Raw genomic sequence first — 20,367 nt, 5'->3', positions numbered from 1 at the left:
AGCGCGCGAACGCCCGGCTCTTTCCTCCCGGATGAGCCTCGGACGATCTCCTGCCTCCTCGGACGCCCAACGACGACGCTCTGCCACCCCCGCCGTCCGCGGGTGGCAGAGCGTCGCCCCGAGTGGTCTCGGCACACTTCGGGAAAGGCTGGTCAGGCGACCTCGGCAGGCACGTGCGAGTCGCCGGGCGCGGGGGCCGTCGGGGTGGTCTCGCGCCGCTTCGGGGCCAGCGCGATTCCGATGATCACCGCACCGACGGCGCAGACGGCCGCCGTTCCGTACAGCGCGACGTGCAGGGCATGGGTGTACCCATCGGCCAGTACGCCGGAGACACCACCGGACAGGTCGCCTGCGGCGACCTTCTCGGCCAGCTCGGGAGAGTCGACCCGGGTGCCGATCAGGCTGACCAGGACCGCGCCGAAGACGGCGATGACGATGGCCTCGCTGCCGATGCGCATGGTGTTGAGGAACCCTGTGGCCATACCGGCCTGCTCGGGTTCGACCAAGCTCATCGCCATTCCGTCACCCACACCGAACGACAGCCCGGCACCGAGCCCGACCAGCAGCAGCGGACCGGCGAAGACGATGACGGGGGTGGAGGGGCCGATGACGGTGAGCCACACGTTGCCTGCGGCGAACAGCGCCAATGACAGCGTGATCAACAGGCGGGGTGAGACACCGCGGTTCACCAGCCCTCCGGCCAGCGGCGGGGCCAGCAGTACCGGTGCGGTCATCAGCAGCAGCACGGTCCCCGCGCGCTGAGCGGAGAACCCGCCGGCGCCCACCAGGTAGGTGGGCAGGTAAGTGAGCAGAGTGACGAAGCCGAACGTCGTCACCACGGGCACCATGCACAGCGCCAGGAACCGGCGGTTCCTGACCAGCGTCAGGTCCAGCAGCGGAGCCGCGGAACGCGACTGCATGACGACGAAGGCCACCAGCAACGCCAGACCTGCGGCGAGCAGCAGCAGGACACCGGGGCTCGCCCAGCCCCACTCCGGTCCCTGGACCGCGCCCAGCACCAACGCGCCGAGACCGGCCACGAACACCACCGCACCGGACACGTTCAGCCGGGGGCGCTGCGGAGCGCGGGACTCGGCGACGAACCCGACGCCGGCCAGCGCGACCAGCACCAGAACGGCATGCAGCCCGAACGTCGCGCGCCAGCCCATCCCACTGACCAGCCAACCCGACAAGGTCGGCCCGGCAGCCAGTCCGAGCCCGGCCGCACTGCCGAGGGCCGCGAACGCGCGGGTGCGCTCGGCACCGTCGAAGGTCGTGGCCAGGATCGCGCCGCCGCTGGCGAACACCCCTGCCGCGCCGATGCCGGAGAGGGCACGGGCAAGGTCGAGCAGCATGATGTCGGAGGCTGCGGCCGCGGCGATCGAGCCGACGGCGAACACTGCCGCGCCTGACGCGAAGATGCGGCGCCGGCCCACCAGGTCGGCTGTGGAACCGGCGACCAGCATGAACGACGCGAACGTCAGGTTGTAGGCGTTCATGACCCATTGCAGTGGTGCACCTGCGGCATGCAGGTCCTCACCGATGTCGGGCAACGCGACGGCTGCTCCCGAGATGGACATCGGCACTGTGACAAAGGCCAGTAGCACCACCACCAGCGTGATCGCCGGACGGGACCGGCCCGTAGGGGCAGTAGTCACGAGTTCAGGCTCCTTCAGGGGGACGTTCAGCGGCCAAAGTTGGCCCCTCAGGCGAGAATGCCACCAAGTGGCATTAGCTGTCAAAGGGCAATAGCTTCTTGGTGGTGACGGGTGATACCCTCGTGGGTGTGAGTGATGACCTGCGTGACCTGCCGCTGCGCGAACGGAAGAAGCTGCGCACCCGCCGGGCGCTGTCGGACACCGCACTCCGCCTGTTCACCGAGCATGGTTACGACGCGACCACGCTGGACGACCTGTGCGATGTCGTCGAGGTGTCCAAGCGCACCTTCTTCCGGAATTACCGGTCGAAAGAGGACGTAGCGCTCGCCTCGGACAGCGACCTGTGGTCGGCCTATCTGGACTCCATGGCCACCCTGGAGACGGACGGCCCCCTCCTCGACGCTCTCCAGGCGGTGCTGCACACCACTCTGAGCGCCATGGACCCTGATTGGGACCGCCGCTTCCTGACGACCCGCAAACTGTCGGAGGGCGTTCCCGCACTGCAGGCGCACAGTCTGGGCTACTGCCAGGACACCACCCGGACCCTGATCGAAGCCGTGAACGGCCGTGCCGGGGACAACGTCGACGAGGTACGGCTCCGGCTGACCGTGGAGATCTTCGTGGCGGCTTGGCGCACGGCTTCCCTGCGCTGGACCGCGCTGGGCGGCGACGGAGGCCGCGACGGCCTGACGAAGCTGGTCCAGGAAACCTTCGCCGAGATCCCCGCCGCGCTCACCTGCAGCGCCTGAGGGCTGTCCCGCTCTTCCCGGTGGGCCGGCGCGCGGCGTCAGATGCGGTGTATCGCAAGACAGAGGGGCTCCCGCATACATGCGGGAGCACTCCGGGCGAAGCCCGCTGGGAAATATGCGGGCGTTCCGGCAACGCCGCGAAGTGCCGTAGCTGCCGTCGCGTGCCCGCCGGGAAGAGTGTGAGAGCCCTGAGCCTCGGTCAACTCCTTCCACGCCGGCGCGGTACCCGACACGAATGCGCTTCCTCGGATGCGTCCCGTGCCGCTGCGGACGCCCTCGATGCGGCCGCCTCAGCCGCCCGTGACTCCGCGTCGCGGCATTCGAACCATGCATTCGCCTATCCTGCACTCTTGCCCGGACCCACTCCCATGGATATCGCGCAGCCACCTCAATAAGCGGTACGCGCAGTGTCTCCTTGGAGGTATCACCACCTCTTCTAAGAGGTAGCGCCCTTGAGGACTTGAGCAGGGCAGGATTATGTTCTCGAATCGAGGTGAACGGCTGCTGGACCGCCGGACGGAAACAGTGGGACCTCGCACAAAATCCCCTCGCATACGTTTGCGCAGAAAGGAACGCTTCCTTCATGGCACTCTCGGAGATCGCTTCGGCAGCACGCGAGGCGGTGGAGCCAGAAGAACTGGACTTCAACCGGACCATTGACCGGCGCATGGTCCATCGGGCTTCGGTGGCCGAGGTGTTCGTCACTGGGATGCAGCGGACAGGTAGTCTTTCCTTTCGGTCGGCCGCGCAACTTCCCGTTTCTCACAGTTATTACAACGATCACACAGAAATCCCTGCGCGATTCGATCCTCTGCTGCTACTGGAAACCTGCCGCCAAGCGTCCATACACGGGGCACACGAGCTGCTGGAAATCCCTCTCGAGACGACGTTCATGGTGAACGACTGGGACATTCACCTGGACGGCGGCGACGCTTTGACCATGGGCGAGAGGCCGGGAGAGCTTCTCCTGAGCCAACTGATCACACCGACGCACGACCGCCGGGAACGAGTGACTGCACTGGGCTTCGACATTCAAATGGAAATTGCAGGAGTTTCAGTGGGTGGTGCTCACATCCGAGTGAGCTCCGCACCCACCCCTCAATACGCTTCACTCCGGTTCATGCAGCGTGGCAGCGCTCCGCCCATGACCTCGGCGTTCCGCGGGACAGGCGACCGAAGGACCTCCGTACAGCCTTCCCGAATAAACCGGTTCAATCCGGCGAATGTCGTGCTGACCGACACCGAGACGGATGCGGAAAAGCGCAATCTTTCCGCTGTCCTGGCACCGGATTTTCGCAATGCAGGACTTTTCGACCACGACTACGATCACATTCCTGCCATGGTGCTGATGGAAGCCGCTCGCCAGTCGGCGCTGCTCCTGCAACCGGAGTCCCGGAGCACCGGAAAAGTCCACAGGTCTCTTTCGATCACTTCGCTGGAAGCGTCCTTCTCCCGCTTCGCTGAACTGGATTCTCCGATACGCGTAGTGGCAGCGGCCGGCTTCCCGTCCTCGTCTCCGCAGCAGGTGTCCGTCACTCTTGAGCAGTCCGGCGAGAGCGTCGCCGTCGTCAGCGTCACGGTGCGCCCGCCCGTCCTCCCTGCCAATAGTTGACTCCCTCTTCCGCGCCCGCCTCATCGATTCCACAGCAGGAGAAAAAATGAGCAGGACAGTACTCGTTACGGGCGGAAACCGAGGCATCGGTCTGGAAATCGCCCGCACCATGGCGGACGCGGGCGACAAAGTCGCCGTGACCTATCGCACCGGTGAGCCTCCTGCGGATTTCTTCGGCGTGCGGTGCGACGTCAATGATGCCGACGATGCCCAGCGCGCTCTGGCCGAAGTGGTGCAGCAGTTCGGTCCGGTTCAGGTGCTCGTCGCCAATGCGGGTGTGACGAAGGATGCCCTGGCCCCCCTGATGGCCGAAGAGGATTTCCGGAGCGTCCTGGAAACAAATCTTGTCTCGGCATTCCGCTTCTCACGGCTCGTAGCTCCGGAAATGATCCGTTCCCGCTGGGGGCGTATTGTTTTCATGTCCTCCGTGATGGGCTTCCTCGGATCACCCGGTCAGGTCAACTACGCCTCCTCCAAAGCTGGATTGCTCGGCCTCACCCGTTCGCTCGCCTGGGAACTCGGATCGCGGAACATCACGGTGAACATGGTGACTCCGGGGCTTATCGAGACTGACATGATCAAGGGCGTGAAGGAAAAGCGTCGCGACGCCTTGATTGCGCAGACCGCATTGCGCCGCACGGGAACACCTGCGGAGGTTGCCGAGGTCGTCCGATTCCTTACCGGCAATGCGGCCTCGTTCGTGACCGGCGCCTCGATACCGGTAGGCGGTGGCCTGGCAATGGGGCAGTGACATTGCATTCCGATTCGTTCGACTTTCAGGGGAAAAAAGATGCAGCGTTCAGCCGAAACTCCGATCCGCGCCGTATGGACGGACTACGGAGGAGTGCTTGAGGTTCCGTCCACCAAGGTAACCGTGGCAAATTTCTGCGCGAAAACAGGCATCACATCCGCCCAGTTGCTCGCCTCCATGGAGAAGGTGGCCGGCTCCTACGGGGTGGGCATGCTGGCGCCGCTGGACACTCCGCTCATCACTCAGGAGGAGTGGTCACAGCAGGTCGAGGCCGTTCTGCTGGCCGAGGAGGGAGTGAAGGCGGACCTGTCCGACTTCCCGGCGCGCTGGTTCGAAGGCCGTTCGGCCAACCAGCCGTGGGTGGATCATCTGCGGCAGCTGAAGTCTCGCGGCACCTTCGTCGGACTGATGTCCAACATGGTGCCGGCCTGGGACGAGCACTGGCGCCGGATCATCAATCCCGAGGGGCTCTTCGAGGACATTGTCATGTCATTCGAGGTGGGTAGCCGCAAGCCGGACACCGATATCTTCCGGGTAGCCGAGAAGCGCGCCGGGTTCCTACCGGAAGAATGCGTACTGATCGACGACATGGAAAAGAACTGCGAGGGGGCGAGGAAGGCCGGCTGGCACGCGATCCATTTCACGGAGCCGGCCCAGGCGATCGCCGAACTGGACGCACTTCTTGCAGTGGGCCCGCCTGAGTGACGGTGGGGTTTCAGCCGACAGAGAAGGGATTCCATGTCATACTCGCCGCGTTCAACTTTCCCAAATTCCTCCAGAACAACGCTGGATGCCATGGGGGTCCCTCTCTCCGGGCTGCTCGTCGAGCCCTCTTCAGGAACACCTAGGGCAGTCGTCCTGGCTCTGCACGGAGGCGGCGTCCGGGCCGGTTATTTCGACAGCCGTGCCGCGCCCGGTCTGTCATTGCTGGAGCTGGGGGTGAAGCTCGGATTCACCGTCCTCGCCCTGGACCGCCCCGGATACGGGGCATCAGCCCCTTTTCTGCCGGAAGGCTTGAACGCCCAGGAGCAGGCCGAGTTGTTGCGGGCCGCCCTGGTCGGGTTCGCCCGCACGCATGAAATCGGGAGCGGCTTCTTCGTCGTCGGCCATTCCAGCGGAGGGCAGCCCGCGCTCACCATGGCTGCCCAGGACCATGACGACAACATCATCGGTCTGGACATCTCCGGTCTCGGCAACACCCCGGCAGCGGAGGACGAACTGCCCCGCGATGCGTCCGGCCGGATGAACTGGCGTCGCCACTGGGGCGCCCCCAGCCTCTATCCCCCGAACGCTTTCCGTCTTTGCCGCTCTCTGCTGGCTCCCACACCCCTACGGGAGACAGAGGAGTTCCTCCGGTGGCCCCAGACCTATGCGGAAATCGCCTCCGCGGTACGGGCACCGGTCCGCTTCACCTTCGGAGAACAGGAGCCGTGGTGGCGGTTCGACGCGGAGGCGGTGGGCAACCTGACGGCCCCGTTGACTTCGACGCGGGCTTCCGTGGTGGTCGAGCCCGGAGCCGGGCACAACATCAGTCTCGGCTGGACCGCGCGTACCTACCACCTGCGGGCTCTCGCCTTCCTGGAGCAGACCCTGCCCGGTGGTCGCCCCGGTGCGGCCCCGCCGTCGGACTCCGGTCACAAGAACCCACCGCTGCCCGACTACGACGGGATATCGGCCCCCACCTCGTGGCAGTTCCTCGCCCGGGTCATGAATCCGCTGGCAGCAATGCCGGAAAGAGCGGGATGAGGCCACACCCCACTGGCCACCCGTGCCGTTCGACCATCCCCCGTAGGGCGGCGCGGGTGCTCCACTTCGATCGCAGGCGAAGCCGGGTCGCGCAGAGGTCTCTCCGTCCGCGCACGCGCGGTACGGAGGGCCGGCGGCACCGCCCCTGGGGGCCAGGATCTCTGCGTGAAGTGGCCTTGCGCGGTCTCCACCGGTGAGGCCGAGGAGAGCCAGGGGCCGCCGGTAGTCGCGGGCCGCTCGCCGGAGGGCGGCTGCGATGCTTTCCCGGCCGTCTTGCCGGTGGAGACCGATGGCCGGATCGCGGAGACCGGCCGTCGTGTGGAGGAGTTGAGCGGTGCGGATCTTGGAGTCGTCCTCGCGGAAGGCCCGGTCACGTTGACGACAGCGATGCGGTGGGCTCCCCCGCGAGCGTAGGCAGGCGCCTGGTCGTGCTGGGGTGTGGGCATCCGCCGTGATCACGGCACCGGTGAGGTCGACACCGTTCAACAGCAGGGCGAAGGAGGGGATTCCGCTGCTCGTGCCGACAGCTTGGCGCCGGCAGGAAACCTCTCCACTGTGTGCCGTCGCGGACAGCAGCGAGACCGCCACGGTCGTGCGGGGGCGGGAGCCACGGACGGCCTTGCCGTCCACCGCGATCGCCCGCAATGCGTCCGGCTCACGGGTGGCGGTTGTCCCTGCAGACAGGAAGGCGCCGATCGCGGCGTCCAGCGCGTCACCGTCCAGACGGACGAGCAGACGGCACACCGCCGCCGAGTACGGGACCGCCACCAGCCCGGTCAGGAGGTCCGGGACGAAGCCGGGCGCACGAACCGCCCGGCGTGGTGCGTCTGTGATCCACTCGCCGGTCGCGGCCGGGAAGCGGGCACCGGTCAGCACGGCAGTCGCAGCCGCTGCCGGCAGTGCGGACAGCGGGATACAGGCGGCCCCTGCGGTCCCGCGGGCCGGGCACCGCGTCCAGGAACGGAGGCAGACCGGCCGCGTTGACGAGAGGCGTGGAAGAAGGAGCGTGGGCCAGGTGCTCCAGCCCGACGGGCATGGGAGATGACGCGGAGGCAGGCACGGTCTCGTTCAATTCTTATGGTTCTCGACAACCGTGTGCTCACCGGCGCCGTACCTGCACTGCCTCCCGGCCTCAGAACAGGACATGACACGACGTCACGGGCAGGGCACATGAACCGGACGGATCCGCTTCATGCAATGCCCCTGCCCGGGGGTGGCTTTGGTCAGCCCAGGAAGCTCAGACGAACCTGGCGGTTGGGATTGTCCTTGTTGGTGTCCACCAGGCAGACCGACTGCCAGGTCCCCAGCTCCAGCCGTCCTCCGATCACCGGCAGGGTGGCGTGCGGGGGGACGAGGGCGGGGAGGACGTGATCACGGCCGTGGCCGGGGCTGCCGTGGCGGTGATGCCAGCGGTCGTCGGCGGGGAGGAGGGTCTGCAGGGCCGCGAGGAGGTCGTCGTCGCTGCCCGCACCCGTCTCCAGGACCGCGATCCCCGCGGTCGCGTGCGGAACGAAGACGTTGAGCAGGCCGTCGAGGCCCGGGGCGATACGGGTGAGGAACTGTTCGCAGTCGGCGGTGAGGTCGATGACCGCCTCCGACCCTCCTGTGGTGATGTTCAGCAGGTGCGTGGCGAAGGATGAGGACATGAGCCCATTCTGACGCCCGTGCGCCGCTCCGGCGTGCTCCGCCGTGCTCCGGCGGCACGTGCCGCCGGGAAGGACCGGACGCTCCTCCGTGTTGGTAGAAGCGTGAACAGTTCTGGGGCGCGTGAAGTGGACGTGGTCGTGATCGGTGCCGGGCAGGCGGGGCTCTCCGCCGCCTACCACCTGCGGCGCACCGGTTTCGAGCCGGACCGCGACTTCGTGGTGCTCGACCATGCTCCGCGGCCGGGCGGCGCCTGGCAGTACCGCTGGCCCTCGCTGACGTACGGCAAGGTGCACGGGATGCACGCGCTGCCCGGCATGGAACTGACCGGAGCGGACGACAGCCGGCCGTCCTCGGAGGTGATCGGCGCGTACTTCGCCGCGTACGAGCGACGGTTCGGGCTGCGGGTGCACCGGCCGGTCGAGGTGGGTGTTGTGCGTGAGGGCGAGGGCGGCCGGCTGCTCGTGGAGAGCTCGGAGGGGATCTACGCGACCCGCTCCCTGGTCAACGCGACGGGTACCTGGGACCGCCCGTTCCTGCCGCGTTATCCAGGCCAGGAGACCTTCCGGGGAAGGCAGGTGCACACCGCCGGCTATCCGGGCCCCCAGGAGTTCGCGGGGCTGCGGGTGATGGTGGTCGGCGGCGGCGCCTCGGGGACCCAGCATCTGATGGAGATCGCGGAGGTGGCCCGGGCGACGTACTGGGTGACCCGCCGCCCACCGGTGTTCCGCGAGGGACCCTTCGGCGAGGAGCAGGGGCGGGCGGCCGTCGCGATGGTGGAGGAGCGTGTACGGCTCGGTCTGCCACCGCAGAGCGTGGTGAGCGTGACCGGGCTGCCGGTCAATGACGCGGTCCGGCGGGCCCGCGCGTCAGGTGTGCTCGACCGGCTCCCCATGTTCGAGCGGATCACGGAGCACGGAGTGGTGTGGGCCGACGGCCGGACGGCCGAGGTGGACGTGATCCTGTGGGCGACCGGCTTCCGGGCCGCCGTCGGCCACCTGGCACCGCTGAGACTCCGCGAGCCCGGTGGTGGCATCCGCGTCGAGGGCACCAGGGCCGTACGCGACGCGCGGGTGCATCTCGTCGGCTACGGTCCCTCGGCCAGCACCATCGGCGCCAACCGCGCCGGCCGGGCGGCGGCACGGTCGATAGGACGACTGCTCGCCGCGACCGGGGTTCCGGCCTGACCGGCACCGTACCGGCGCGTGTCCGGGCGCACCGCCCATGAGGGCCTGCGAGCCGCCGGCACAAATACATGTAGAACGCATGAACAGGGGAGCGGATGCCTCGCCCACTTCGTGGGCCGGCTCCTCCGGCCATCGCACCAACCTGCGCCGCTGCTCCTCGCCCCAGGGAGCGGCGGCGCCGGCGTTTCCACAGGTTCTCCGCCGGATACACACCTGGCGCGCTGCGGCCGCCATGGCGCCAGGGTGCCGTGCCTGCCGTCTCCGCCGTCTCCGACGTGGCCGCCGTGTGTCAGGACGTCAGGGCGTCAGTGGCTGCGCCGGCCCGGGGAAGGGGGGCAGAGCAGCGAACTGCGGATCCACGGTGACAGCGGCGGCCAGCGCGTCAAGGGTCCTGCGCACCCGGGACAGCGGGTGGTCGGGGAATTCCGCGTCCCATCGGGCGTGGTCGGCCACGTGGAAGGGGAGGCCGCCCTGCACGTCGGGGGCGTAGGGATGCGGCCTGAAGTACTGCTCGTGGCCTACCTTCCCCATGACGACCGCTTCCCGCATGCCCGTCATACCCCGTTCCGGGGCCTGGATCTTCACCACGGCGCTGCATCCGGCGCGCGGCACCGTGTAACTGCCGATGAACACCTGCCCGCTGGGCTGCTGGGGCAGCGGAACCTTGACTATCTGACGCAGCGCGGGAAGTTCGCCCAGCCGCTTCACCGATGCCTCGACCAGCCCGCCTCCCGCTCGCGCCGTCCAGTGGGTCAGCGTGTGCCGCAGCGTCGGCCCGTCGTCCAGCGCCGCCGGCAGATCCGGGGGCAGCCCGAAGTAGTGCAGGGTCACAAGGTCCCCGGCCTCACTCACCCAGGAGCCGACCGCGCTCGGGTCAGGGTTCTCGGTGGGGTTCAGGGGCTGGTGTCCGGGGAGTCCGACCCCGAGGAGTGTTCTCATGGACGTGGATCATGCCGCACGGCGGCCCAGGCAGGCGGCACGGTCCGTCTTCCGGGGCGGCAGCCCGCTCCCCCGGGCCGGAACAGGTCTCGTGGAAGGCGACCGAGGTGGGGCGGGCAAGAGGTCACCCGTGCACCTGAGTGCTCAGGGGCCCGCCGGGGCCATACTGCTGTCACGGCGGATCAGTGCGGCATACCGGCCGTCCCGGGCGAGAAGTTCGTCATGGGTACCACGCTCGGCCACACGGCCGCCGTCGAGTACGGCGATCTGGTCGGCATCCCTGACGGTCGACAGCCGGTGGGCGATGGTGAGGGTCGTACGGCCTTTCGACAGGGCGTCGATCGCTTGTTGTACGGCGTGTTCCGTACGGGTGTCGAGGGCGCTGGTCGCCTCGTCCAGGATCAGCACCGGCGGGTCCCGGAGGATCGTGCGGGCGATGGCGAGGCGCTGCTTCTCTCCGCCCGAGAAGCGATAGCCACGCTCGCCGACCAGCGTGTCGTAGCCGTCGGGCAGGGAGGCGATGTGGTCGTGGATCTGGGCGGCGCGGGTGGCCGCCTCGATCTCCTCGTCCGTGGCGTCCGGTTTGGCGAAGCGGAGGTTCTCCGCGACGGAGGCATGGAAGAGGTAGGTCTCCTGGGAGACCACTCCGATCGCCCGGGCCAGGGTGTCGAAGTCCAGGTCCCGTACATCGATCCCGTCGAGGGTGACCCGGCCCGCGGTGACGTCGTACAGCCTCGGGACCAGGTAGCTGAGGGTGGACTTGCCGGAACCGGTGGGGCCGACGATCGCCAGGCTGCGGCCGGCGGGCACGGTCACATCGATACCGCTCAGGGTCGGGCCGTTCTTCTCGTCGTAACTGAAGCCGACGCCCTCGAAGGCGATCTCGCCCCTGATCTTCTCCAGCCTGACGGGATTCTCGGGTTCGGTGATGTCCACCTCGAGATCGAGGTACTCGAAGATCCGCTGGAACAGGGCGAGGGAGGTCTGCATCTGCACACCGGTGGAGAGCAGACTCACGGCCGGGCGGAACAGTCCCTGCTGGAGCGACACGAAGGCGACCAGGGTCCCGATGGACACCGCGGCCGATCCCGCGCTGAGGGTGAGGCCGGCCGCCCAGTAGATGACGGCGGGCATGGCAGCCATGACGATGCCGATGGTCGCCATCCGCCAGCGGCCCGCCATGCTCGATCTCACCTCGAGACCGACCAGCCGCTCCGATTCCTCGGAGAACGCCTTCGTCAGCGAGTCCGAGCGCCCCATGGTGCGGCCAAGCAGGATGCCGCTGACGGAGAGCGATTCGGTGACGGTGGCCGCCATCGCCGCCATCTGCCGCTGCCGCTGGGTGGTGATCTTCTTGCGCTCCCGGCCGACTCGACGGCTGATCCACACGAAGACGGGCAGCAGGAGCAGCGAGACGACGGTGAGCCGCCAGTCCAGTGCGAGCATCGCGACCACGGTGGCTATGACCGCCGTGAGGTTGGAGACCAGTGAGGTCGCCGTCGAGGTGACCGTCGCCTGCATCCCACCGATGTCGTTGGCTATCCGGGACTGGACTTCTCCCGTGCGGGTCCGGGTGAAGAAGGCGAGCGGCATCCGCTGCAGCTGGGTGTAGACAGCGGTACGCAGGTCGTGCATCACCCGCTGGCCGACCGTGGTGGAGATCAGGGTCTGCAGGACCCCGAAGACGCTGTTCATCACCGCGGTGAGGACCATCCCGAGGGCGAGCAGCGTGAGCAGGCCCGTGCGACCCTGCGGGATCGCGGTGTCCAGGATTTCGCGGAGCAGGAAGGGGGAGGCGACCGACACCAGCGACGAGGCGCCGACCAGCAGCCCGACCAGCGCGAGCCTGCTTCTGTAGGGACGGAACAGACGGAAGATACGACGCAGTTCGGCAGGCGGCTGCCGGGCGTCCCGGGGCGGGGGCGTCCACACGGGCTCTTCGGGTTTCATGGGCTCCTTCGGAGGGACTCGGAGGATCAGGAGGACGGGGGCGGGCCGGAGGGGAAGCACCGGCCGCCGAGCCGGTCTGCCGCTGGAGACAGAGCTGTCCCGTCATACCGGCGCCGGGGCGGGACCGGACATCACGCCGGCCTTCGGGCCGGCCTGCGGCCGGTGACCTACGACCTGCGACCGGTCGCAGGAACCGTGCCGCCGACCGCGCCATCAGAACATCTGGAGCATAGCTCATTGTTACCTCTATTCACAATGAGCTTGGTCCTGATACTCTTTCCGCATGGACACCCCCGACTCCGACGGCCTCCTGGCCGAGCAGTTGCTCAGGCTCACGCGCCGGCTCCAGCGCATCCAGAGCCGGCAGCTGGAGCCTGTCGGCATCACACCGGCGCAGTTCAGGCTCCTGCGGACGGTCACCCATTACGAGACCCCGCCCCGGATGGCCGACCTGGCCGACCGGCTCGACGTCGTGCCCCGCGCCGTCACCACGCTGGTCGACGGCCTGGAGACGAGCGGCCGGGTACGACGCCTGGCCGACCCGGCCAACCGCCGTGTGGTCCGCGTGGAGATAACCGACGAGGGCCGCGCCGTTCTCCGCTCCCTGCGCGATGCGCGCAAGGCGGCCGCGGAGGAGATCCTGGCCCCGTTGACCACCGAGCAGCGCGAGGTGCTCGGTGAACTGATGACCGCTCTGGTCAACGGAATGCCGGAGCGTCGCCGCTGCTGAGGCGCGGTGCGGTCAGCGCACCGGCCACCGAAGGGGACCGAGATGCCGCTGCTGGAACCGAAGCCCGAGGCCCTGCGCCCTGCCGCCGGGCGCTCGCCGTCACCCGACCGGGTCCCGGACGGCAGAGCACCCGGAACGCCTGCCTCCCTGCGGGCGGGCCTGACGGCTCTGATCGGTCCGGAGAAAGTCCTGTGGAAGATCTCCGACCTGGTGCGCTACGCCTCCGATGCCAGCCCTTACCGCTTCCTGCCTCAGGTGGTGGTGGTCCCCGAGGACATCGACGACATCTCGGCGATCCTGTCGTACGCCCACGGCAACGGCCGCGACGTCGTTTTCCGGGCCGCGGGGACGAGCCTCAACGGCCAGGCACAGGGCGAGGACATCCTGGTGGACGTGCGGCGCCACTGGACGGGCGTCGAGGTGCTGGACGGTGGCGCGCGGGCCCGGATCCGGCCGGGGACGACAGTGATGCGCGCCAACGCCACGCTCGCCCGGCACGGCCGGCTGCTCGGCCCCGACCCTGCCAGCGCCATCGCCTGCACGGTCGGCGGTGTCGTCGCGAACAACGCTTCGGGGATGACCGCCGGGACGACCCGCAATTCCTACCGCACCGTCTCCTCACTCACCTTCGTCCTGCCCAGCGGCACAGTCGTCGACACCGGGGCCCCCGACGCCGACGGCCTGCTGCGGCAGGCGGAGCCCGTCCTCTGCGACACGCTGCTGGCGCTGAAGGCCGAGATCGAGGCGGACGAGCGGCTGACCGCCCGGATCCGCGCCAAGTACGAGATCAAGAACACCAACGGCTACCGTCTCGACGCGTTCCTCGACGGCTCGACGCCTGTGCAGATCCTGCGCGGTCTGATGGTCGGCTCCCAGGGCACCTTCGGCTTCATCTCGGAGGTCGTCTTCGACACTCTTCCCCTGGACCGGCACGTCTCCTCGGCTCTGCTGTTCTTCCCCTCCCTGACCGCGGCTGCCGCCGCGGTCCCCCGGTTCAACGAGGCCGGGGCCGTCGCCGTGGAACTGATGGACGGCAACACGCTGCGCGCCTCGGTCAAGGTCCAAGGGGTGCCTGCCGACTGGGCCGGCCTCCCGACCGGGACGACGGCGCTCCTGGTGGAGTTCCGCGCCCCCGACGAGGCCGCCCTCACCGCGTACGAAGAGGCGGCGGGCTCGGTCGTCACCGGGCTCGAACTCGTCGTACCGGTCCGCTCCGTCACCAACGCGTTCACCCGGGACCCCGGGACCGTCGCGGGATACTGGAAGGCCCGCAAGGCATTCGTCACCGCTGTCGGCGGCTCCCGTCCTTCCGGGACGACCCTGATCACCGAGGACTTCGCCGTACCGCCCTCCCGGCTGGCGGAGGCTTGTGAGGCACTGCTGGAGCTCCAGGAGGTCCACGGCTTCGACGCGGCGGTCGCGGGTCACGCCGCACACGGAAACCTCCATTTCCTGCTCGCCTTCGACGCGGCGAAGCCGGATGACGTCGAGCGGTACGCCGCGTTCATGGACGACTTCTGCACTCTGGTCACCGAACGCTTCGACGGCTCGTTGAAGGCGGAGCACGCCACCGGCCGCAACATCGCGCCCTTCCTCGAACTGGAGTGGGGCCCCCAAGCCACCGAACTGATGTGGCGTACGAAGCAGGCCATCGACCCGGGCGGAGTGCTGGCCCCACGGGTCGTGCTCGACCGCGATCCGAAAGCGCATCTGCGTGGGCTCAAGACGATCCCCAAGGTCGAGCCGGTGGCCGACCCGTGCATCGAGTGCGGTTTCTGTGAACCGACCTGCCCCAGCGAGGACCTGACCACCACACCGCGCCAACGGATCGTCCTGCGCCGGGAGATGATGCGCCAGACGGACGGGTCCCCGGTGGAGACCGGCCTCCTCGATGTGTACGGCTACGACGCGGTGGACACCTGCGCCGGTGACTCCACCTGCAAACTGGCCTGTCCGGTCGGCATCGACACCGGCGCGATGATGAAGGATTTCCGCCATCATCGGCACTCCCCGCGCGAGGAACGTGTCGCCACGCTCACCGCGAAACACTTCAGGACGCTGGAGGCGTCGGCACGTCTCGCCGTAGCCGCGGCGGACATGCTGACCGACCGGGTCGGCGACCGGCTGCTCCGTTCCGCGACCCGGCTCGCCCGGAAAGCCGTCAGCCCGGACCTGATGCCGGAGTGGTTGCCGGAGATGCCCGGCGCGGCCCCCCGAGCACTGCCTCCCACCTCGCGTTCCGGCGCGAGCGCCGTCTACTACCCGGCCTGCGTCAACCGGATCTTCGGCGGCCCGCCCGGCGCCGGGACCCTGCCGCTGGCCGATGCCGTCGTCTCGGTCTCGGCCCGTGCCGGGAGGCCCGTCTGGATCCCCGGGGACCTCCGTGGAACATGCTGCGCGACGATCTGGCATTCCAAGGGCTACCTCGCGGCCAACACCCTGATGGCCAACCGCGTAGTGGAAGCCGCCTGGGGCTGGACAGCCGGGGGAAAGCTCCCTCTGGTCATCGACGCCTCCTCGTGCACGCTGGGCGTGGCCCGCGAGGTGGTGCCGTATCTCACGGAGGAGAACCGGGAGTTGCATGCCGAACTGACCGTCGTCGATTCGCTGGTCTGGGCCGCCGGACTGCTCCCCTCACTGACCGTTTTCCGCAAGGCGGGTACCGCCGTCCTTCATCCCACCTGTTCGATGGAACACCTGGGTGATGTTCCCCAGTTGCATGCGGTCGCCGAGGCATGCGCGGAGGAGGTCGTACTTCCCGACGACGCGGGGTGCTGCGGGTTCGCCGGTGACCGCGGCATGCTCCACAAGGAACTGACCGACTCCGCGACCGCGAAGGAGGGAGCCGAGATCCGCGGCCACGACTACGACACCTTTCTGTCCGCAAACCGGATGTGCGAGATCGGAATGGACCGGGCAACCGGTCGGCACTACCGTTCGGCACTCATCGAGCTGGAGTGGGCGACACGGCCCGTCCTCTGAACCCGGCTCGTCCCCGAACCTGCCCACCCTCCGAACCCGCTCGCCCCCCGGACCCGGTTCGGCCTCTGACTCCGACCCCTTTCCTGGCCCGGTTCGGCCTCTGACTCCGGCCCCCTCCGTCCCGGCCCAGCTCGCGACGCCCGGACTGACGCGCCCCCGCCCCGCACCGCCAGCCGCTCCGGGGCGGCATGGCACCGGCGCCAGGCCACCCCGGGAATATTCGGTTGCCTCCGACAGGGGCGGGAAGCGAACCTTGCACGGTTTGCTCCCTCCCCCGCCTGCCCTCTCCCCCTGTGCCCTCTCTCCGTCTGTCTCTTCCCGCTTCACCTCTACCGGCTCCGCCTGTTCCGGTTCCACCCGTTCAACGAGATCCGACGTGGATCTCCGCTCATTCCGATTCTTGGGACGCCATGCAGATTCGCGATCTCCCGTACTCAGATCCCGGCGAACCCGACGTTCGTTCAGGCCCCCGTTTCCTTCTCTGGCTCGGACTCAGCCAGTTGAGGGGGCAGCTCAGATGTCTCGGCTGGGGGCTGCTCCACCAAGGCGCGGTGGCCGGGCTGCCCCTCGCCGTGGGATTCGCCGTCCAGGCGGTCATCGATCGCTCAGGGCGTTCTCTCACCCTCGCCGGAGCCCTCATCGTGGGGCTCGGTGTCCTCATCGCCCTCGGCGACACGATGTTGCACCGTACCGCGGTCACCAACTGGATCACCGCTGCCGCCCGTGTGCAGCAGCTGCTGGCCCGCAAGACCGCCGAACTGGGGTCGGCACTGACCCGCCGGGTCGCCGCGGGCGAGGTCGTCGCCGTCTCCACCGGCGATGTCGAGAAGATCGGCTGGTTCATCGAGGCGCTGTCGCGTTTCGCCGCCGCAGCACTCGCCCTCGTACTCATCTGTACCGGCCTCGTCCTCTACCTCCCCTCCCTCGGCGTGCTCGTCGCGATCGCGGTGCCGGTGCTGGCCCTGGCGGTCCTGCCGCTCCTCCCCCGGGCCACCCGGCGGGCGGACCTCCAGCGGGAGAAGGCGGGCCGCGCCACAGAACTGGCCTCCGACACGGTCGCGGGTCTGCGGGTGCTGCGTGGGATCGGCGGCGAGGAGCTGTTCCTCGGCCGCTACCGGCGGGCTTCCCAGGAGGTCCGCGAAGCCGCTGTGCGAAGTGCCCGGATGTGGGCACTGATCTCGGCCGTCCAGGTGTTCCTGCCGGGCGTCCTGCTGATCTCCCTGGTCTGGTACGGCGCCACCCTGGCGCAGGACGGCCGGATCGAGATCGGCCAGTTGGTCACGGTCTACAGCGCGGCCACGCTGCTGCTCCTGCCTCTGCGGCACTTCGAAGAGATCGCGATGGCCTACTCCTTCTCCCGGCCCTCCGCCCAGCGGGCGGTGCGGGTGCTGTCCCTACGGCGTAGTGCCCGTCCGGCGGGTCTCGGCCCGGTGGTCCCCGAGGGCGATCTGTACGATCCGGTGACCGGGCTGCTGGCTCCCCAGGGCCTGTTCACCGCCGTGGTCTGCGGCGACCCCGACGAAGCGGGCCGGCTGGCGGACCGGCTCGGCGGACACGCCGAGCCGGTCGCACAGCCCGGTGGCACCGGTCCCGGTGACGCCGGCCCCTGTGACACCGGCCCCGACGGCACCGTCACAGACGCTCCCGCCACGGAGGGTTCCGGCACGGGTGCCGTGGACGGGGCCCCGCCGCTGCCCTCGGTGCTCCTGGGCGGGGTACCGCTGGACGATCTGCCGCTCGGTACCGCACGGGCCGCGGTCCTCGTCCAGGACAAGGACCCCGTGCTGCTCTCCGGAACCCTGCGTGACCTGCTGGATGTGCCGTCCTCGGGCATCGTGAGCGCCGATCAGGCTCTGGCGGCCGCCCAGTGCGCCGATGTACTGGACGCGCTCACCCGGGCGTCCGCGGGGGCGGACGGTGACCCGATGGACACCCGGATCACCGAGCGCGGCCGTTCCCTTTCCGGCGGGCAGCGTCAGCGCCTGGCGCTCGCACGTTCACTGATCACCGACCCCGAGGCGCTGGTACTGGACGAGCCCACGTCCGCCGTCGACTCCCACACAGAGGCCCGTGTCGCGGCCGGTATCGGACAGCTGAGGAAGGGCAGGACGACGGTGGCGTTCTCGTCGTCGCCGCTGCTGCTGGACCTCGCCGACCGTGTGGTGCTGGTCCACGGCGGCAGGGCCGTGGCGGCGGGAGCACACCGTGCGCTCCTCCGCGACGAACCCCGCTACCGGGCTGTCGTCACCCGCGAGACCGGTGTCGAGGATGCCCCGCCCTCGCAGAGGACACCGTCCCGGCCCGAACCGGCCGACGCGTCACCACCGGACCGGACATCAGGCAGGACACCGGGCAGAACGGACAACACGGCCGGGGCGGCCGAGGAAGTCGAGGAGAAGGCATGAGCGTCGCCGTACCCCCCGCGTACGACCCCGCCGCCCCGGAGTCGGCGACGACTCTGCCGGTCGGTACACCGACGACCGTGCGCGACTACGTCCGGTCCCTGCTGAAGCGCCATCGCAGGCCTTTCGCCCTTCTCGTAGGGGCCAATGCCGTCGCGGTGGTCGCCTCGATCACCGGCCCCTACCTGTTGGGCGGGCTGGTCGAGGACCTGTCGAACGGGGTCGGTGACCTCCACCTGGAGCGGACCGCCGCGGTGTTCGCCCTGGCGCTGGTCGTGCAGACGGTGTTCACCCGGCTCATGCGACTGCGCGGCGCGATGCTGGGCGAGGAGATGCTGGCCGACCTGCGGGAGGACTTCCTCGTACGGTCGGTGGCGCTGCCGCCGGGTGTGCTGGAGCGGGCCGGGACCGGTGATCTGCTCTCCAGGATCACCACGGACATCGACCGGCTGGCCAACGCCATGCGGGAAGCCGTGCCGCAGCTGGCGATCGGCGTGGTGTGGGTGGGTCTGCTGATCGGCGCGCTCACCGTCACCGCTCCGCCACTGGCCCTCGCGGTACTGGTCGCGCTGCCGGTGCTGCTGATCGGCTGCCGCTGGTACTTCCGCCGGGCGCCCGCCGCCTACCGGTCGGAGGCCGCCGGGTACGCGGCGGTCGCGGCGGCGCTCGCCGAGACCGTGGACGGCGGACGGACCGTGGAGGCGCACCGCCTGGGGGCCCGCAGGGTCGCCCTGTCCGACCGGCGGGTCCGGGAATGGACCGCGTGGGAGCGGTACACGCTCTTCCTGCGGTCGGTCTTCTTCCCCGTCATCAACACCACGTATGTGACGATTCTCGGCTCGGTACTGCTGCTGGGCGGCTGGTTCGTGATCGAGGGCTGGCTCACCGTCGGGCAGCTGACGACGGGGGCGCTGCTGGCGCAGATGATGGTCGACCCGATCAGCCTGATCCTGCGCTGGTACGACGAGTTGCAGGTCGCCCAGGTGTCGCTGGCCAGGCTCGTCGGCGTACGGGAGATCGAACCCGAGGCCGGGGACGACCTGACGGTCCCGGACGGCCGGGACGTGCGGGCCGACGAGGTCCGCTTCGGCTACCGGGCCGGTGCGGACGTCCTGCACCGGGTGTCGCTGGACGTCGCCCCGGGCACACGCATGGCACTCGTCGGGCCGTCGGGCGCCGGCAAGTCCACCCTGGGCCGGCTGCTGGCCGGGATCTACGCGCCCCGGACCGGTGGTGTCACGCTGGGCGGGGCGTCGCTGGCCCGGATGCCGGCGGAGCGGGTCCGCAGCCATGTGGCCCTGGTCAACCAGGAGCACCATGTGTTCGTCGGGACCCTCAGGGACAATCTGCTGCTGGCCCGTACGGACGCCGAGGACGCGCAGCTGTGGGCGTCGCTCGCCGCGGTGGACGCGGACGGCTGGGCCCGGGCCCTCGACGGGGGTCTGGACACGGAGGTCGGTTCGGGCGGTTTTGCGCTCACCCCGGCCCAGGCGCAGCAGATCGCCCTGGCCAGACTCGTCCTGGCGGATCCGCACACGCTGGTGCTGGACGAGGCGACCTCGTTGCTCGATCCTCGGGCCGCCCGCCACCTGGAGCGTTCTCTGGCGCGGGTGCTGGAAGGCCGTACGGTCATCGCCATCGCCCACCGGCTGCACACCGCGCACGACGCGGATGTGATCGCGGTCGTGGAGAACGGCCGGATCACCGAGCTGGGCAGTCATGACGAGCTGGTGGCGGCGGACGGGGCGTACGCGGCGCTGTGGCGGTCCTGGCACGGCTGATCCGGACCACGGCCGTCACGGCTGATCCGGACCTTGGAGCCGGCACCGCTGCCCCCGGGCCACGGTCGGCACCGCTGACCCCGGCCTTGAAGCCGGCACCGCCGGCCCGGACCGCGGAAGCGGCGCTGCCTGCCCCCGGTGGGCGGCCCCGGCCGGTGGCCCGGGGCCGCCCCACCGGACCCCGCCCCGGTTCCGCCCGCCTCCTCGGCAGCGGTGCCGCCCCGCCCGGCGCCCGG

The 20,367-nt window shown here is 69.2% G+C and carries 14 protein-coding genes; 10 read left to right on the top strand and 4 right to left on the bottom strand.

Annotated features, from left to right (window positions below):
* Positions 1-152 precede the first annotated feature (152 nt).
* Entirely contained in the window at positions 153-1,658 is a 1,506-nt protein-coding gene (locus tag CP967_RS30470) for an MFS transporter (RefSeq protein WP_229888266.1), read from the bottom strand.
* 128 nt (positions 1,659-1,786) lie between these two features.
* Between CP967_RS30470 and CP967_RS30465 the strand changes: the two genes are divergently transcribed.
* The 5 genes from CP967_RS30465 to CP967_RS30445 all read left to right on the top strand — a co-directional run bounded on the left by CP967_RS30465 (position 1,787) and on the right by CP967_RS30445 (position 6,516).
* The gene (locus CP967_RS30465; protein ID WP_150491053.1) at positions 1,787-2,407 is read left to right on the top strand and encodes a TetR/AcrR family transcriptional regulator; all 621 of its coding nucleotides are present in this window, start codon (positions 1,787-1,789) and stop codon (positions 2,405-2,407) included.
* Positions 2,408-2,990: 583 nt separating this feature from the next.
* Entirely contained in the window at positions 2,991-4,019 is a 1,029-nt protein-coding gene (locus CP967_RS30460) for a ScbA/BarX family gamma-butyrolactone biosynthesis protein (protein WP_150491052.1), read from the top strand.
* A gap of 46 nt (positions 4,020-4,065) precedes the next feature.
* Positions 4,066-4,770, top strand: a complete 705-nt coding sequence (fabG, locus tag CP967_RS30455; protein ID WP_150491051.1) for a 3-oxoacyl-ACP reductase FabG — start codon at positions 4,066-4,068, stop codon at positions 4,768-4,770.
* Positions 4,771-4,809: 39 nt separating this feature from the next.
* Positions 4,810-5,475, top strand: coding sequence for an HAD family hydrolase (locus CP967_RS30450; RefSeq protein WP_208838883.1), 666 nt, complete (start codon positions 4,810-4,812; stop codon positions 5,473-5,475).
* A 90-nt stretch (positions 5,476-5,565) separates the two neighbouring features.
* Positions 5,566-6,516: an alpha/beta hydrolase gene (locus CP967_RS30445; RefSeq protein ID WP_229888265.1), complete on the top strand. Its 951-nt coding sequence runs from the start codon at positions 5,566-5,568 to the stop codon at positions 6,514-6,516.
* Positions 6,517-7,739: 1,223 nt separating this feature from the next.
* Here CP967_RS30445 and CP967_RS30435 read toward each other — a convergent pair.
* On the bottom strand, positions 7,740-8,162 hold the full coding sequence (locus CP967_RS30435; protein WP_150491049.1) for a YjbQ family protein: 423 nt from the start codon (positions 8,160-8,162) through the stop codon (positions 7,740-7,742).
* A 102-nt stretch (positions 8,163-8,264) separates the two neighbouring features.
* Here CP967_RS30435 and CP967_RS30430 point away from each other — a divergent pair, with 102 nt between their 5' ends.
* Positions 8,265-9,347, top strand: coding sequence for an NAD(P)-binding domain-containing protein (locus CP967_RS30430; protein WP_150491048.1), 1,083 nt, complete (start codon positions 8,265-8,267; stop codon positions 9,345-9,347).
* Between the two features lie 297 nt (positions 9,348-9,644).
* Here the strand turns inward: CP967_RS30430 and CP967_RS30425 are convergent, their stop codons facing one another.
* Together CP967_RS30425 and CP967_RS30420 are read right to left on the bottom strand one after the other, a co-directional pair.
* Entirely contained in the window at positions 9,645-10,286 is a 642-nt protein-coding gene (locus CP967_RS30425) for a hypothetical protein (protein ID WP_150491047.1), read from the bottom strand.
* Positions 10,287-10,430: 144 nt separating this feature from the next.
* Positions 10,431-12,236, bottom strand: coding sequence for an ABC transporter ATP-binding protein (locus tag CP967_RS30420; protein WP_150491046.1), 1,806 nt, complete (start codon positions 12,234-12,236; stop codon positions 10,431-10,433).
* Between the two features lie 283 nt (positions 12,237-12,519).
* On the opposite strand from CP967_RS30420, the gene CP967_RS30415 reads away from it, so the two are divergent.
* The 4 genes from CP967_RS30415 to CP967_RS30400 all read left to right on the top strand — a co-directional run bounded on the left by CP967_RS30415 (position 12,520) and on the right by CP967_RS30400 (position 20,131).
* Positions 12,520-12,966 carry a MarR family winged helix-turn-helix transcriptional regulator gene (locus tag CP967_RS30415; protein ID WP_150491045.1) on the top strand — a complete coding sequence of 149 codons (447 nt, stop codon included), beginning with the start codon at positions 12,520-12,522 and terminating at the stop codon, positions 12,964-12,966.
* Positions 12,967-13,008: 42 nt separating this feature from the next.
* Positions 13,009-15,948, top strand: a complete 2,940-nt coding sequence (locus CP967_RS30410) for an FAD-binding and (Fe-S)-binding domain-containing protein (protein ID WP_150491044.1) — start codon at positions 13,009-13,011, stop codon at positions 15,946-15,948.
* A gap of 410 nt (positions 15,949-16,358) precedes the next feature.
* Positions 16,359-18,353: an ABC transporter transmembrane domain-containing protein gene (locus CP967_RS30405; RefSeq protein ID WP_150491043.1), complete on the top strand. Its 1,995-nt coding sequence runs from the start codon at positions 16,359-16,361 to the stop codon at positions 18,351-18,353.
* The gene (locus CP967_RS30400; protein WP_150491042.1) at positions 18,350-20,131 is read left to right on the top strand and encodes an ABC transporter ATP-binding protein; all 1,782 of its coding nucleotides are present in this window, start codon (positions 18,350-18,352) and stop codon (positions 20,129-20,131) included. Before CP967_RS30405 ends, CP967_RS30400 begins: the two co-directional genes overlap by 4 nt.
* Positions 20,132-20,367: the final 236 nt, after the last annotated feature.

The organism is Streptomyces nitrosporeus, assembly GCF_008704555.1.
Lineage (GTDB): Bacteria > Actinomycetota > Actinomycetes > Streptomycetales > Streptomycetaceae > Streptomyces > Streptomyces nitrosporeus.
Note: the sequence above shows the minus strand (reverse complement) of the source record. Positions and strands in the feature narration are given on the sequence as shown.